Below are 13,734 nucleotides of genomic sequence, written 5' to 3' on the forward strand. Positions count from 1 at the left end.
CGATGAGCGGAACAGCCGATCGCAATTCACAGACACGCGCCATCGTCACCGGTGGCGCCCAGGGCATCGGCTTCGCCGTTGCCGAAGCGCTGGCCGACGAAGGTTGCCGGGCGCTGGCGCTCATCGGCCGCTCGCAGGAGAAGGGCGACAAGGCTGTCGCTCATTTCAAGAAAGCGGGCGTCGACGCCATCTTCATCAGCGCCGACGTCTCTAAAGTGGCCGACTGCAAGCGCGCCGTTGCCACCGCGATCTCGCATTTCGGCACCATCAACGCGCTGGTCAATGCCGCCGCGACATCGGCGCGCGGTTCACTGGTCGAAACCAGCGAAGAGCTTTTCGACACCATCTTCGACACCAATGTGCGCGGGCCGTTTTTCCTGATGCAGGGCGTGGTGGCGCATCTGCTGGAGAAGAAGGCGCCCGGCTCGATGGTCAACGTGCTGTCGATGTCGGCGCATACCGGCCAGTCGTTCCTGACGCCCTATTCGACCAGCAAGGGGGCGTTGATGACGCTGACCAAGAACGTCGCCAATGCCTATCGCTACAACCGCATCCGCTGCAACGCGGTGCTGCCCGGCTGGATGGACACCGAGGGTGAGGACATCGTCCAGAAGAAATGGCACGACGCGCCAGACGACTGGCTCCAGAAGGCCGAAGCCGCGCAGCCGATGGGCCAGTTGGTCAAGCCGGACCAGCTTGCACGGCTGATCAGCTACATGGTCAGCCCGCAGTCCGGTGTCATGACCGGATCGCTGGTCGACTACGACCAGAGCATCGCTGGGGCGTCACCCGAGTAGGCCTCACCTCCAGGAGCAACTCAGGCCCTGTTGCCGCCGCATCTCCAATCCCATATAGTCAAGATAGTCAGACTAGTCATGAAGATTGAAAATGCAGCCTGCACCCAAAGATACCAACTGGACGGTCGCCGGGGCAAAGGCCCGACTCTCGGAGGTTATCGAGCGCGCGCAGTCTTCGCCGCAGACGATCACCAGAAACGGCAAACCAAGCGTGGTTGTCGTTTCGGCCGAGGAATGGCAACGGAAGACCGCGCGCAAGGGTACGCTTGCGGAGTTCCTGCTGGAGTCGCCGCTGCGCGGCGCCGATCTCGACCTTGAGCGTCAGCGCGACGAACCGCGTGACCTGCCGCTGTGAGGCTTCTGCTCGATACGAATGTCCTGTCCGAGGTGACAAGGCTGGCGCCGGACGCGCGCGTTCTGGACTGGCTGGACGGACTTGATGAGGACCGCTCATTCATCAGCGTCGTCTCGATCGCCGAGATCCGGCGCGGCGTCGCCCTCATGGATGAGGGCCGAAAACGTGAGGCCCTGGCCGAATGGCTCGCTCGCGACCTGCCGCAGCGCTTCGAGCAGAGGGTTCTTCCGGTGGACGACCAAGTTGCCTTGGCCTGGGGCGACCTGATGGGGCTTGCGAAACGCCGCGGTCGCGGTCTGTCGTCGATGGACGGCCTGATCGCAGCCACTGCGATTGCGCAGGAGCTCACCTTGGCCACGCGAAATACGAAGGATTTCGAAGGCTATGGAATTGAACTCTTCGATCCCTGGACTGCATGACGACAGCAGCCTCATCAGGGCACGTGACAAGCGCCTCCGCTTCGACTATATGAGCCTCATGATCAACCTGACCGCCACGTATTGGTACTTTAGGAGCTCGCTGGCGGCGGGAGGATTGCGCTCGATCTGAAGATTGCAGCAACAAGATCCGAACAGCCGCCATACCTGGCGGCTTTTTTGTTTCAGCCGGCAGGTTCCCAAACAGGAGCAGAAAGCCGTGTTGACCACCACAGACGACCTCCGGGTCAAGGAAATCCGAGAACTGAGTACGCCGGACGAGGTGATGCGGGAGATCCCGCGCACTTTGACGGCGACGCGCACCGTCAGCGCGTCTCGCAACGCAACCCATGCCATCTTGAACGGGACCGACGACCGGCTGCTCGTCATTGTCGGCCCGTGTTCGATCCACGATCCGGTCGCAGCCGTCGACTATGCCAGCCGTCTGGCGGCGCTGCGCGAGAGCCTGTCGGACCGGCTGGAGATCGTGATGCGGGTCTATTTCGAAAAGCCGCGCACGACGGTCGGCTGGAAAGGCCTGATCAACGATCCCGACCTCGACGGCTCCTTCAACATCGACAAGGGGCTGCGGATGGCGCGCAACGTGCTGTCGGCCGTCAACAATCTAGGCCTGCCGGCAGCGACCGAGTTCCTCGACATGACCACCCCGCAATACATTGCCGACCTCGTCGCCTGGGGCGCGATCGGCGCGCGCACGACCGAGAGCCAGATCCACCGCGAGCTCGCCTCGGGCCTTTCCTGCCCGGTCGGCTTCAAGAACGGCACCGACGGAAATCTCAGGATTGCCGCCGAAGCGGTGAAATCGGCCGCCCAGCCGCATCATTTCATGGCGGTGACCAAGGGCGGGCGCAGCGGTATCGCCACGACCACGGGCAATGAGGACTGCCACGTCATCCTGCGCGGCGGCGTTCAGCCCAACTATGACGCGGCGAGCGTCGAAGCCGCCGCTGTGGAACTCGCCCGCATCGGTGTCGCGTCCCGTCTGATGATCGATGTCAGCCACGCCAACTCGGCCAAGAAGCCCGAGAACCAGCCCAAGGTCGCGGCAGATGTCGCCAGCCAGGTCGCGGCAGGCGACGAGCGCATCATCGGCCTGATGATCGAGAGCAATCTCGTCGCCGGCCGGCAGGACGTGGTGCCAGGCAAGCCGCTGGTCTATGGCCAGAGCATCACCGATGGCTGCATCGACTGGGCGACCACCGAGACGGTGCTGCACGGCCTTGCCGGCGCCGTCGAATGGCGCCGCTCGGCTCGCCGCGCCATGATCGACAACCTGCAAGGAGCGGCTTGAGCCACTATAGCCGGCCTTTGCCCGGCACGGACCCCACCCCTAGCCCCTCCCCACAAGGGGAGGGAGACTTCCGTAGGCGCCGACCTAGGCGAATCGCTTGTCTTTTCGCGGCCAAAGAAGAAATGAAAGGCGCGCGGCAGCATTCCCCCCCTTGTGGGGAGGGATAGGGCGGGGTCTTCTTCGCAAGAAATCCATATCCTACGCTGCCCTCAGCCCATCCCATGCGGTGAACACCGACACGGCAAAGAGCAGCAGTCCGGCCGCCCGGCCGGCAAAAATGGTCGCCCGCGGATTGGCGATCAGAAGGTTGCGGCTGCGGCCGGCCGTGATCGCCAGCCCGCCATAGATCGCAGCCTGCGTGACCACGGTCAGCAGCCCCATGATCGTCGCCTGCATCCAGATCGGACCGTAGTCCGGTTTCAGGAACTGAGGGTAGACGGCAAGCACGAACAGGTATGCCTTCGGGTTGATCAGGCAGGTCACAAAACCCTGGCGAAAGGCCTTCCATGCGGAACGGCTGCCGGCAGGCCCCTCCTGGCCGACGGTGATGGAGCTGCGCATCAGCGTGATACCGATGAAGGCCATGTAGGCGGCGCCGGCAAGCAGCAGCGGCTTGAACAGGATCGGCACGAAATGCATCAGCAGGCCGACGCCGATCGCGCCGTTCAGCGTATGCACCATGCCGCCGACCATGATGCCGCCGGTCGCGGCGAGACCCCTGTCGCGTCCGCCGGTCAGTGCATTGGCAAGCACGAAGAGCATGTCCATGCCCGGAACGGCGATGATGCCGAACAGCAGGATAAAGAAAAGCCAGAGATTTTCCGCATAGCCCATGTCAGTTGCCTGTCGCCCCGCTCCGCCAAACCGTAGCGGAACCTGTTGATTTTCAATTCGATAGGCGCTCCTATAGATCAGCCCAACTGACAATGGTGTGTCAGTTGGGCGCGGAACCCTGGGTAAAAATGCGCAAGGCGTCACGCCTGTTCGAGATCATCCAGATCGTGCGGCTGGCGCGGCAGCCGGTGACGGCAGCGACGATTGCCGAGCGGCTGGAAGTGACGGTACGCTCGATCTATCGCGACATCGCAGCGCTGCAGGCGATGCGCGTGCCGATCGAGGGCGGGCGTGGCATCGGCTATATCCTGCGCCCCGGCTTCGACCTGCCGCCGCTGATGTTCTCGATCGAGGAGATGGAGGCGATCGTCCTGTCACTGGCGCTGCTGGAGCGCACGGGCGACAGCGAGCTCAAGCAGGCGGCCAAGCGCGTCAGCGCCAAGATCGCCGGCGCCGTGCCACCACCCTTGCGCCAGGTATTCGACGCCAATGCGCTGCATGCCTGGGGATTCGCCGCGCCCTCGACCGGCGCGATCGACCTGGCGCTGGTGCGGCGCGCCATCCGCGACGAGGAGAAGCTCGACCTCTCCTATCGCGACGAAATGGGCCGCGCCTCCGAGCGCCTTATCCGCCCGATCGCGCTCATCTACTACGCCGAAACCGCCAACATCGTCGCCTGGTGCGAGCTGCGCCAGGCGATCCGCAATTTCCGCAGCGACCGGATCGAGGATTGCCAGGCGACGGGGCTGCGCTTCAAGGGCGAAGGCGACCGCTTGCGGCAGGTCTGGGTCAATGGCTGGGAGACGAACGTCGCTGCCACCGTCGTCTGAAGCGGGCTTATATTACCGCACGTCCACCCAGCGTTTTTCCTCGAAGGAGCGCGCCATCGCGTGCACGGTGCGCTCGATCTCCAGCCCTTCGGCAAACTCGATGAGCCGTGCCGGCTTGCCTTCAAGCCGCGTCAGCAATTCGTGGCACTCGATGATCTTGAGGTCGTTGAAGCCGAGGCCATGGCCCGGCGCCGGCACGAAGAGGTCATAGGGCTTGTGGTGCGGCGCCACCAGAATGGTGCGGTAGCCCTGCTCGGTCGGCCGATCTGATGTGAGGTAAAGCTGGAATTCGTTCGATCGCTCCTGGTCGAACAGGATCGAGCCTTTCGAACCGAAAATCTGGACGGCGATGCGGCCCTTGCGGCCCCACGCCGAGCGGTTGACCAGCAGCGTGCCGGCAATGCCGTTTTCCAGATGCATCAGCACGCTGGCTATGTCGTAGGTTTCGACCGCGCGACGGCCGCCGCTGGCCAGCTTGCGATCGGCATAGGGTTTGGCCATGTCGCAGATGACACTGGCGACGCGGCCGAACAGGGCGGAAACCAGCGACAGCGGATGCACGGCGAAATCATCGAGCGCGCCATAGCCTGACGCGGCCTCGTGCTTCCAGAAGAACAGCGCTTCGGGGTCGGCCATGAAATCCTCGTCCATCTCGATGCGCAGATGGTTGACCTCGCCGATGATCTTTTCGTCGAGCAGTGCGCCGATATGGCGGATGGCCGGGCTCTGGATGTAGTTGTAGCCGAGCGCCGCGACCTTGCCGGAGTTTCTCGCCGCCGCAGCCATCGCCTCGGCCTCGGCAAAGCTCGGCGCCATCGGCTTTTCGCACCACAGATGCTTGCCGGCTTCCAGGATGGCGATGGCCATTTCCGGATGGAACTGGTTGGGCGTTGTCAGCGAGACGATATCGACTTCGGGATCGTTGACGACGGCGCGCCAGTCGCCCGACGCCTTGGCGAAACCGAACTCGCCCGCCTTGCGCCGGGCAAGCTCTTCATTAACCTCGCCGAGATGGACCAGCCGTGGCTTGGCAACGTCGGGAAAGACGGCGCTGACGGCACTCCATGCGATGGCGTGGCACTTGCCCATGAAACCCGTGCCTATGAGACCGACGCCGACCATTTCCGTTTCTCCACTGCCTGAAGCGTTGCGTGGATGAATTAGTCCATTTTCTTATGGAATGGAATGTCTGCCTCATTTTTTATGGCGTTCTTGCGCAGGCTCGCTATGATGAGGCACAGAGGGACGCTTCACGCATGAGCTTGGACAGAGCGACGATGGACGAACGGGTACCTCGCGATTTCGAGACACTGCGCACCACCATCCTGGAGCGGCGCGAAAGCCTGCCGAAGCGCATCGCCCAGATCGCCGCCCATGCGCTCGACAATCCCGACGATATCGCCTTCGGCACCGCCGCCAGCATCGCCGCTTCGGCCGGCGTGCAGCCTTCGACCCTGATCCGATTTGCCCAGCAGCTTGGCTTCGATGGTTTCACCAGCCTGCAGCAGGTGTTTCGCGAACGGCTGCGCGAGCGCAACTCATCCTATGACGAAAGGCTGCAGGCGTTGCGCGCCAAGGCAGAGGGCGGCGCCGGCCACCGGGCGATCTTCGACGGCTTCGTTGCCGCCGCCAGCACCTCGCTCAACGACATTTCGCGCACGCTTGACGAAGCGCATCTGGAAGACGCTATTTCCCTGCTGGCAAAGGCGGAAACCATCTATGTGCTGGCCAAGCGGCGTTCCTATCCGGTGGCGTCCTACATCGCCTATGCGCTGGGCAAGCTGAAGATCCGCAACCAGCTCATCGAATCGGCTGCCGGGCTGAATGCCGAGATGATCGGCTTCGCCACGCCGGCGGATGCCGTCATCGCCATCTCCTTCTCGCCCTATGCGCCTGCCACGATCGAGGAAGCGCGCAGCATTTCGGAACAGGGCGTGCCGATCGTCGCCATCACCGACAGCTCGTTTTCGCCACTCGCCCAGTTCGCCAAAGTCTGGTTCGAGGTTGCAGAGGCCGATTTCGCCGGCTTCCGCTCGCTATCGGCGACAATGGCGCTGGCCATGGCGCTGACCGTCGGCGTCGGCGAGAAGCGGCGCGACACGAGCCGCAAGCGCAAAGCCTGATCCACCGCCGAAAGGTACTTTTCGCCGAAGGAACACTCATTCCATATTGACTATGTATTGGAATTATTATTTCATATTCCCGGCGCCACGCTGTCGCTAGCGCGTGTACCCCAACACAACAAGGCCGACGGGAGGTTCCAATGAGCGAAGCCGTGGACGCTGAATACGCGCCGCTCGACGTCATCACCATCGGTCGCGCTTCTGTCGACCTTTACGGCCAGCAGATCGGCTCGCGGCTGGAGGACATCACCTCCTTCGCCAAGTCGGTCGGCGGCTGCCCGGCCAATATCTCTGTCGGCACCGCCAGGCTCGGCCTGCGCTCGGCGCTGCTCACCCGCGTCGGCGACGAGCAGATGGGCCGCTTCATCCGCGAGCAGCTGACGCGTGAAGGCGTCAATGTCGACGGCCTGAAGACCGACAAGGAGCGGCTGACCGCACTGGTGCTCCTGTCGGTCGAGGACGAAGGCGTCTCGCCGATGATCTTCTATCGCTCGGACTGCGCCGACATGGCGCTGGCGCCGGAAGACATCGACGAGGCCTTCATCGCCTCGGCCCGCTCGATCGTCGTTACCGGCACGCATTTTTCCAGGCCTAACAGCGATGCCGCGCAGCGCAAGGCGATCCGCATCATGAAGGCCAAGGGGGGCAAGGTGGTGTTCGACATCGACTACCGGCCCAATCTGTGGGGCCTCGCCGGCCATGCCGAAGGGTTCGAGCGCTATGTGAAATCGGACCGGGTCTCGGCGCAGCTGAAGACGGTGTTGCCCGACTGCGACCTCATCGTCGGCACCGAGGAAGAGATCATGATCGCGTCGGGCGCCGACGACTGCCTGAGCGCCTTGAAGACGATCCGCTCGCTGTCGTCCGCCACCATCGTCCTGAAGCGCGGCGCCATGGGCTGCATCGTCTATGACGGACCGATCAGCGACGATCTCGAGGACGGCGTCGTCGGCAAGGGGTTTCCGATCGAGATCTACAATGTGCTCGGCGCCGGCGATGCCTTCATGTCCGGCTTCCTGCGCGGCTGGCTGGGCGGTGAGAACCATGCGACGGCGGCGACCTGGGCCAATGCCTGCGGCGCTTTCGCCGTGTCGCGGCTGCTCTGCGCGCCGGAATATCCGACCTTCGAGGAGCTGCGGTTCTTCCTCAAGAACGGCAGCAAGCATCTGGCGTTGCGCAAGGACGAGGCGATCAACCACATCCACTGGGCAACGACGCGCCGGCGCGACATTCCCTCGCTGATGGCGCTCGCCTGCGACCACCGCGTGCAGCTCGAGGATGTGGCGGCGAAGGCCGGTGCCGATCCGGCGCGGATCGAAGAATTCAAGGTGCTGGCGGTCAAGGCCGCGGCGAAGGTTGCCGCCGGCCGCGACGGCTACGGCATGCTGATCGACGAGAAACACGGCCGCAAGGCGATGTTTGAATTCGCTAGGCATTCCTTCGCCTGGCTCGGGCGGCCGGTGGAGTTGCCGGGTTCGCGGCCGCTGCGCTTCGAATTCTCGCAGGACATCGGCTCGCAGCTCACCGGGTGGCCGGTCGACCACTGCATCAAGTGCCTCTGCTTCTACCATCCCGACGATCCGGCGGCGCTGAAGGAAGAACAGCAGCAGAAGCTGCGTGCGCTGTTCGAGGCCGCACGCAAGGTCGGCCGGGAACTTCTCATCGAGATCATCGCCGGCAAGCATGGCAAGCTCGACGACACGACGATCCCGTGCGCGCTGGAAGAACTGTATGCGCTCGGCATCAAGCCGGACTGGTGGAAGCTCGAGCCGCAGGCGTCGAGCGGCGCCTGGGCGAAGATCGAGGCCGTGATCCTGGAGCACGACGCCTGGTGCCGCGGCGTCGTGCTGCTTGGCCTGGAAGCGCCGCAGGACGAGCTGGAAGCGGCGTTCGCCGCCACTGCCAAGGCGCCCATCGTCAAGGGCTTTGCCGTCGGCCGGACCATCTTCGTCCATGCGGCCGAACAATGGCTGGCCGGCAAGATGTCGGATGACGAGGCGATCGCGGACATGGCGCAGCGCTTCGAACAGTTGACGGATGCGTGGCTTGCCGCGCGGCCGCAAGGCGGCATAAGAAGGCGCGGAATAGGACTGCGGAGGAAACCACCATGACCAAGACAATCCGCCTGACGATGGCGCAGGCGCTGACTCGCTTCCTGTCGTGCCAGATGACCGAGATCGACGGCAGCAAAGTCCCGATCTTCGGCGGCGTCTGGGCGATCTTCGGCCACGGCAATGTCGCCGGCATCGGCGAGGCGCTCTATCAGGTGCGCGACGAACTGCCGACCTTCCGCGCTCATAATGAACAGGCGATGGCGCATGCGGCGATCGCCTACGCCAAGGCCAATTTCCGCCGCCGCTTCATGGCCGCGACCTCTTCGATCGGCCCCGGCGCGCTCAACATGGTGACGGCGGCAGCGCTCGCCCATGTAAACAGGTTGCCCGTCCTGTTTTTGCCGGGCGACGTCTTCGCCAACCGCATTCCCGACCCGGTGCTGCAGCAGGCCGAGGATTTCTCCGACGGCACCGCAACGGTCAACGACTGCTTCCGTCCGGTTTCGCGCTATTTCGACCGCATCACCCGGCCGGAGCAGATCATTCCTGCGCTCAGCCGCGCCATGGCCGTGCTGACCGATCCGGCCGAATGCGGCCCGGTGACCCTGTCGCTGTGCCAGGACGTCCAGGCCGAGGCCTACGATTACCCCGTGAGCTTCTTTGCCGAGCGGGTCTGGCACCAGCGCCGGCCGCGCCCGGACCGCCAGGAACTGGCCGCCGCGTTGGCGGCGCTCAAAGGTGCAAAAAAACCGCTGGTGATCGCCGGCGGCGGTGTCCTCTATTCACAGGCGTCGGACGAGCTGGCGAAATTCGTGGACGGCGCCGGCATCCCGGTCTGCGAGACGCAAGGCGGCAAATCCTCGCTGCCGGACGATCATCCGCTCAACATGGCGGCGGTCGGCGTCACCGGCACTTCTGCCGCCAACCGGCTGGCTGAGGAAGCCGATGTCGTGCTGGCCATCGGCACGCGTCTGCAGGATTTCACCACCGGTTCGTGGGCGCTGTTCAAGAATTCGGGCAAGACCATCATCGGGCTCAACGTGCAGCCCTTCGACGCCGGCAAGCACCGCGCCCTGCCATTGGTGGCCGATGCGGCCGAGGGCCTGGCCGAACTCGGTGCTGCGCTGAAGGGCTGGAAGGCGCCGGCAACCTGGACCGACAATGCGTCCTCCGGCAAGAAGACCTGGCAGGCCGAGGCGGCCAAGGTGACGGCGTCGACCAATGCGGCCTACCCGTCCGACGCACAGGTGATCGGCGCCGTGCAGCGCGCCATGGGCTCCGGTGTGACGCTGCTGAATGCCTCCGGCGGGTTGCCTGGCGAATTGCACAAACTCTGGCAGGCTGGCGCGCCCGGCTCGTACCATGGCGAATATGGCTTCTCGACCATGGGCTACGAGATCGCCGGCGGGCTCGGCGCCAAGATGGCGAAGCCCGTTCAGGAGATCGTCGTCATGATCGGCGACGGCTCCTATCTGATGATGAATTCGGAGATCGCCACCTCGGTGATGCTCGGCCTCAAGCTCACCATCGTTCTGCTGGACAACCGCGGCTATGGCTGCATCAACCGGCTGCAGATGGCGACCGGCGGCGCCAACTTCAACAATCTCCTGAAAGACTCGCGCCACGAGGTTCTGCCCGACATCGACTTTGCCGCGCATGCGGCGAGCCTGGGGGCGATCGCCGAGAAGGTGCCGTCGATCGCCGGGCTGGAAAACGCGCTGGCACAAGCCAAGAAGAATACGCGCACCACGGTGCTCGTCATCGACACCGACCCGCTGGTTTCCACCGATGCCGGGGGCCATTGGTGGGACGTGGCGGTGCCGGAAGTGTCTGTGCGGCCGCAGGTCAACGCGGCGCGCAAGGCGTATGACGAGAAGCGGAAGATGCAGACCGTCGGCGATTGATAGAGGCGCTGCCACCCCTACCTCCCCCTTGTGGGAGGGTTAACAAGAAACCGGAGTGACGACTTGAAAGCCAAACTGGGCATGTCCCCCATTGCATGGTGGAACGACGATCTTGCGGAGCTCAGCGATGACGTGTCGCTGGAGGAATGCCTGCGCCAGTCGCGCTCGGCCGGCTTCACCGGCATGGAGATGGGCCGGCGTTTTCCCAATGACCCCGAAATCATGCTGCCGATCCTGAAGGCCGCCGACGTCACGCTGTGCGGTGGCTGGTTCTCGGGCACGCTGGTTGACGAGGAGATGGCCGGCAACAAGGATCGCATCCAGCCGATGATCGACCTGTTCAAGGCGGTGAATGCGCCTTGCATCGTCTATGGCGAGGTCGGCCGTTCGATCCAGGGCGACCGCTCGAAGCCGCTGGCCACCAAGCCGAAGCTGTCGGACGACGAGATGAAGGCCTATGCGAAACGCCTGACCGAATTTGGCGAATGGTGCGCCGAACAGGGCATGCCGCTGTCTTATCACCACCACATGGCGGCGGTGGTCGAGACCGAGCCGGAACTCGATGCCTTCATGCGCCATTCCGGAACCGGCATTCCGTTGCTGCTCGATGCAGGCCATCTGGCCTTCGCCGGCGGCGACGTGCTGCGCGCCATCGACAACCACCATACCCGGATCAGCCATGTGCATGTGAAGGACGTGCGCATGGGGGTGATCGAACAGCTCGATCGCACCAAACAATCCTTCCTCGACGCCGTGGCGCTCGGCGCCTTCACCGTGCCGGGCGACGGTTCGCTGGATTTCGGCGCCATCGTGCAGCGCTTCGCCGACCATGGCTATGAGGGCTGGTTCGTGGTCGAGGCCGAGCAGGACCCGAAGAAGAACCCGCCGCTCAGGATGGCGCAAGTTGGCTATAAGGAATTGATGCGCGTCATGACGGCGGCCGGCTACACGGTCGAGACGCAAGGCTTTCCCAATGCCTGATCAAGGGAGCCTGATGCGACGGGTTCCCGGCGAGACCGATTGCTGTAGATTGGCCCGATGAAAGATTCCGAGCACCCCTTCTTCCGGCCTTTGTGGCGGCGTGTCGCCATCGTCGCGGTCTGCGTCATCTGGTCGATCATCGAGTTCGCCACCGGCACGCCGTTCTGGGGCATGATCGCGCTCGGCTTCGCCGGCTACGCCGTCTGGCAGTTTTTTTATCTCTACAAGCCCGCTGACGAGGCGAAGCCTCCGGTCGAGCCGAAGGAATAAAGCGGCCCATGGCGCAGAAGGCTTACGGGTCGGGCACTGTGCGCATGACGGGTCGCGTTGTTGGAGACTCACAGCGAGGCCTCCAGCTTCGTCCTCCACGGGCGGAGCAAGGAGCGTAGCGACGCGACTTGGCCTTACAGGCCTGCAACCGTCAGACCACTGGAATAGGAGACAAAAATGTCGAAGCTGCTCGTCAAAGCCGACAAAGGCCACGGCCGCGTTGCCCACGTGACGCCGAAAAGCGCAGGCTGGACCTATGTCGGTTTCGACCTGCATCGGCTGAAGCACGGCGAGAGCGCCTCCGGCAGGACCGATGACCGCGAAGTCTGCCTGGTGTTCGTCACCGGCAAGGGCAAGGCCAAGGCCGGCGGCAAGGAACTCGGTCTGCTCGGCGAGCGCATGTCGCCGTTCGAGAGCAAGCCGTGGTCGGTCTATGTGCCTGAGGGATCGGACTGGTCGGTGACGGCGGATACCGAGCTGGAACTCGCGGTCTGCTCGGCGCCGGGCCTTGGCGGCGGCCTGCCGGTGCGGGTGATCGCACCGGACGATCTCGGCCAGGAGGTGCGCGGCAAGGGCACCAACACGCGCTACGTCACCAACATCCTGCCGGAGGGCAAGCCGGCCGATTCGCTGCTGGTGGTCGAGGTCATCACGCCTGGCGGCCACACGTCGAGCTATCCGCCGCACAAGCACGACCAGGACAATCTTCCCGCCGAATCCTATCTCGAGGAAACCTACTATCACCGCCTCAACCCGCCGCAGGGCTTTGCCTTCCAGCGCGTCTACACCGACGCCGACAAGAATGGCCATCGCGCGCTGGATGAAGCGATGGCGATCGAGGATGGCGATGTCGTGCTGGTGCCCGAGGGCTATCATCCCTGCGCCGCCTGCCACGGCTACGACCTCTATTATCTCAACGTGATGGCCGGGCCGAAGCGGACGTGGAAATTCCACAATGCGCCTGAGCACGAGTGGCTGATGAAGGCCTGACCGGTCGCTGCGTTAGCACTCGCTCCCTGGTCCAGCACGAAAAAATCGTCGGCTAATGACCCCGCCGCAGCGTTTTGTTACCTGAAAGCCAGCAAGGCTTCGTCAATTCGTCATGCAAATCACCTATGGCAGCGAAGCTGACAAGGACTTTCCATGCGTTATGCCATCTATTTCACTCCCCGGCAGGACGAGCCACTGGCGCGGATCGCCGCCGACTGGCTCGGCCGCGACCCATTTGGCGCCGCGACGAGGCCGGTCGAAGCGGTGGCCGACCTGTCGGCGGCGGAAGTCGCTTTCCACACCGCTTCGGCGCGTCGCTATGGTTTCCACGCGACGCTGAAAGCCCCCTTCCGCCTGGCTGCCGACGAGACGGAAACCTCGCTGCGCGCCGCACTCGACCATTTTGCCGAGGTGACGCCGGTGGTGACGATCCCGCGTCTCGTCGTCAGCCAGATCGACGGCTTCTTTGCGCTGGTGCCGGAAGGGCCGCTGCCGGCGCTCAACCGCTTCGCCGATGATGTCGTGCGCGACTTCGACCGGTTTCGCGCACCGCTGAGCGAGGCGGAAATCGAGCGGCGCAGCCCGGATTCGCTGAAGCCGGCCGAGTTCCGCAACCTCTGCCAATGGGGCTACCCCTATGTCTTCGAAACCTTTCGCTTCCACATGACGCTCTCCGGCCGGGCGGGGTCACAGGAAAGCCCTCGTTTGCGCGCAGCGATCGACAGCCTGTTCGCGGAAGTGCTGCAACAGCCGGTGCTGGTGGATACGCTGACCCTGTTTGTCGAAACCGAACCGGGTGCACCGTTCATGGTGCTCTCGCATCACGCGCTCGGGCGCCGCCCGGCCAGAAAAACCGCCTGAAGGACTG

At 64.0% G+C, this 13,734-nt stretch carries 14 protein-coding genes; 12 read left to right on the forward strand and 2 right to left on the reverse strand.

What is annotated here, in order from left to right; all coding sequences use genetic code 11:
• Positions 1 to 2 precede the first annotated feature (2 nt).
• The 4 genes from LB558_RS15440 to LB558_RS15455 all read left to right on the forward strand — a co-directional run bounded on the left by LB558_RS15440 (position 3) and on the right by LB558_RS15455 (position 2,880).
• A complete protein-coding gene (locus LB558_RS15440; RefSeq protein WP_224698317.1) occupies positions 3 to 797 on the forward strand; it encodes an SDR family oxidoreductase in 795 nt (264 codons plus the stop codon).
• A 91-nt stretch (positions 798 to 888) separates the two neighbouring features.
• Positions 889 to 1,152 (forward strand): type II toxin-antitoxin system Phd/YefM family antitoxin, encoded by a 264-nt coding sequence (locus LB558_RS15445; RefSeq protein ID WP_224698318.1) that lies wholly within the window; start codon positions 889 to 891, stop codon positions 1,150 to 1,152.
• Positions 1,149 to 1,571, forward strand: coding sequence for a type II toxin-antitoxin system VapC family toxin (locus LB558_RS15450; RefSeq protein ID WP_224698319.1), 423 nt, complete (start codon positions 1,149 to 1,151; stop codon positions 1,569 to 1,571). Before LB558_RS15445 ends, LB558_RS15450 begins: the two co-directional genes overlap by 4 nt.
• Positions 1,572 to 1,788: 217 nt before the next feature.
• On the forward strand, positions 1,789 to 2,880 hold the full coding sequence (locus LB558_RS15455) for a 3-deoxy-7-phosphoheptulonate synthase (RefSeq protein ID WP_224698320.1): 1,092 nt from the start codon (positions 1,789 to 1,791) through the stop codon (positions 2,878 to 2,880).
• Between the two features lie 198 nt (positions 2,881 to 3,078).
• On the opposite strand, the gene LB558_RS15460 is transcribed toward LB558_RS15455, so the two are convergent.
• Complete coding sequence (locus LB558_RS15460) at positions 3,079 to 3,714, reverse strand: LysE family translocator (protein ID WP_224698321.1); 636 nt, start codon at positions 3,712 to 3,714, stop codon at positions 3,079 to 3,081.
• Positions 3,715 to 3,842: 128 nt separating this feature from the next.
• On the opposite strand from LB558_RS15460, the gene LB558_RS15465 reads away from it, so the two are divergent.
• A complete protein-coding gene (locus LB558_RS15465; RefSeq protein ID WP_224698322.1) occupies positions 3,843 to 4,544 on the forward strand; it encodes a helix-turn-helix transcriptional regulator in 702 nt (233 codons plus the stop codon).
• A gap of 12 nt (positions 4,545 to 4,556) precedes the next feature.
• Here the strand turns inward: LB558_RS15465 and LB558_RS15470 are convergent, their stop codons facing one another.
• Entirely contained in the window at positions 4,557 to 5,666 is a 1,110-nt protein-coding gene (locus tag LB558_RS15470; RefSeq protein ID WP_224698323.1) for a Gfo/Idh/MocA family protein, read from the reverse strand.
• Positions 5,667 to 5,821: 155 nt separating this feature from the next.
• Here LB558_RS15470 and LB558_RS15475 point away from each other — a divergent pair, with 155 nt between their 5' ends.
• The 7 genes from LB558_RS15475 (at position 5,822) to LB558_RS15505 (ending at position 13,727) form a co-directional block, all read left to right on the forward strand.
• Positions 5,822 to 6,667 carry a MurR/RpiR family transcriptional regulator gene (locus LB558_RS15475; RefSeq protein ID WP_164754402.1) on the forward strand — a complete coding sequence of 282 codons (846 nt, stop codon included), beginning with the start codon at positions 5,822 to 5,824 and terminating at the stop codon, positions 6,665 to 6,667.
• Between the two features lie 140 nt (positions 6,668 to 6,807).
• Positions 6,808 to 8,778 carry a bifunctional 5-dehydro-2-deoxygluconokinase/5-dehydro-2-deoxyphosphogluconate aldolase gene (locus LB558_RS15480; protein WP_224698324.1) on the forward strand — a complete coding sequence of 657 codons (1,971 nt, stop codon included), beginning with the start codon at positions 6,808 to 6,810 and terminating at the stop codon, positions 8,776 to 8,778.
• Entirely contained in the window at positions 8,775 to 10,625 is a 1,851-nt protein-coding gene (iolD, locus tag LB558_RS15485) for a 3D-(3,5/4)-trihydroxycyclohexane-1,2-dione acylhydrolase (decyclizing) (RefSeq protein ID WP_224698325.1), read from the forward strand. Before LB558_RS15480 ends, iolD begins: the two co-directional genes overlap by 4 nt.
• 63 nt (positions 10,626 to 10,688) lie before the next feature.
• Entirely contained in the window at positions 10,689 to 11,606 is a 918-nt protein-coding gene (gene iolE / locus LB558_RS15490) for a myo-inosose-2 dehydratase (RefSeq protein ID WP_224698326.1), read from the forward strand.
• A 57-nt stretch (positions 11,607 to 11,663) separates the two neighbouring features.
• Complete coding sequence (locus tag LB558_RS15495) at positions 11,664 to 11,876, forward strand: DUF3329 domain-containing protein (RefSeq protein WP_224698327.1); 213 nt, start codon at positions 11,664 to 11,666, stop codon at positions 11,874 to 11,876.
• A 177-nt stretch (positions 11,877 to 12,053) separates the two neighbouring features.
• Positions 12,054 to 12,866, forward strand: a complete 813-nt coding sequence (gene iolB / locus LB558_RS15500) for a 5-deoxy-glucuronate isomerase (protein WP_224698328.1) — start codon at positions 12,054 to 12,056, stop codon at positions 12,864 to 12,866.
• Between the two features lie 153 nt (positions 12,867 to 13,019).
• Complete coding sequence (locus LB558_RS15505; protein WP_224698329.1) at positions 13,020 to 13,727, forward strand: DUF1045 domain-containing protein; 708 nt, start codon at positions 13,020 to 13,022, stop codon at positions 13,725 to 13,727.
• Positions 13,728 to 13,734 lie beyond the last annotated feature (7 nt).

The sequence above is a fragment of the Mesorhizobium sp. CO1-1-8 genome, assembly GCF_020164875.1.
GTDB lineage: Bacteria > Pseudomonadota > Alphaproteobacteria > Rhizobiales > Rhizobiaceae > Mesorhizobium.

What these genes read in the sequence shown, in the direction of transcription:
- LB558_RS15465 (WP_224698322.1), top strand. Translation starts at nt 3,843, where the DNA reads ATGCGCAAGGCGTCACGCCTGTTCGAGATCATCCAGATCGTGCGGCTG.
- LB558_RS15505 (WP_224698329.1), top strand. Translation starts at nt 13,020, where the DNA reads ATGCGTTATGCCATCTATTTCACTCCCCGGCAGGACGAGCCACTGGCG.
- LB558_RS15470 (WP_224698323.1), bottom strand. Translation starts at nt 5,666, where the DNA reads ATGGTCGGCGTCGGTCTCATAGGCACGGGTTTCATGGGCAAGTGCCAC.
- LB558_RS15475 (WP_164754402.1), top strand. Translation starts at nt 5,822, where the DNA reads ATGGACGAACGGGTACCTCGCGATTTCGAGACACTGCGCACCACCATC.
- LB558_RS15440 (WP_224698317.1), top strand. Translation starts at nt 3, where the DNA reads ATGAGCGGAACAGCCGATCGCAATTCACAGACACGCGCCATCGTCACC.
- iolD (WP_224698325.1), top strand. Translation starts at nt 8,775, where the DNA reads ATGACCAAGACAATCCGCCTGACGATGGCGCAGGCGCTGACTCGCTTC.
- LB558_RS15495 (WP_224698327.1), top strand. Translation starts at nt 11,664, where the DNA reads ATGAAAGATTCCGAGCACCCCTTCTTCCGGCCTTTGTGGCGGCGTGTC.
- LB558_RS15480 (WP_224698324.1), top strand. Translation starts at nt 6,808, where the DNA reads ATGAGCGAAGCCGTGGACGCTGAATACGCGCCGCTCGACGTCATCACC.
- iolB (WP_224698328.1), top strand. Translation starts at nt 12,054, where the DNA reads ATGTCGAAGCTGCTCGTCAAAGCCGACAAAGGCCACGGCCGCGTTGCC.
- LB558_RS15460 (WP_224698321.1), bottom strand. Translation starts at nt 3,714, where the DNA reads ATGGGCTATGCGGAAAATCTCTGGCTTTTCTTTATCCTGCTGTTCGGC.
- LB558_RS15445 (WP_224698318.1), top strand. Translation starts at nt 889, where the DNA reads ATGCAGCCTGCACCCAAAGATACCAACTGGACGGTCGCCGGGGCAAAG.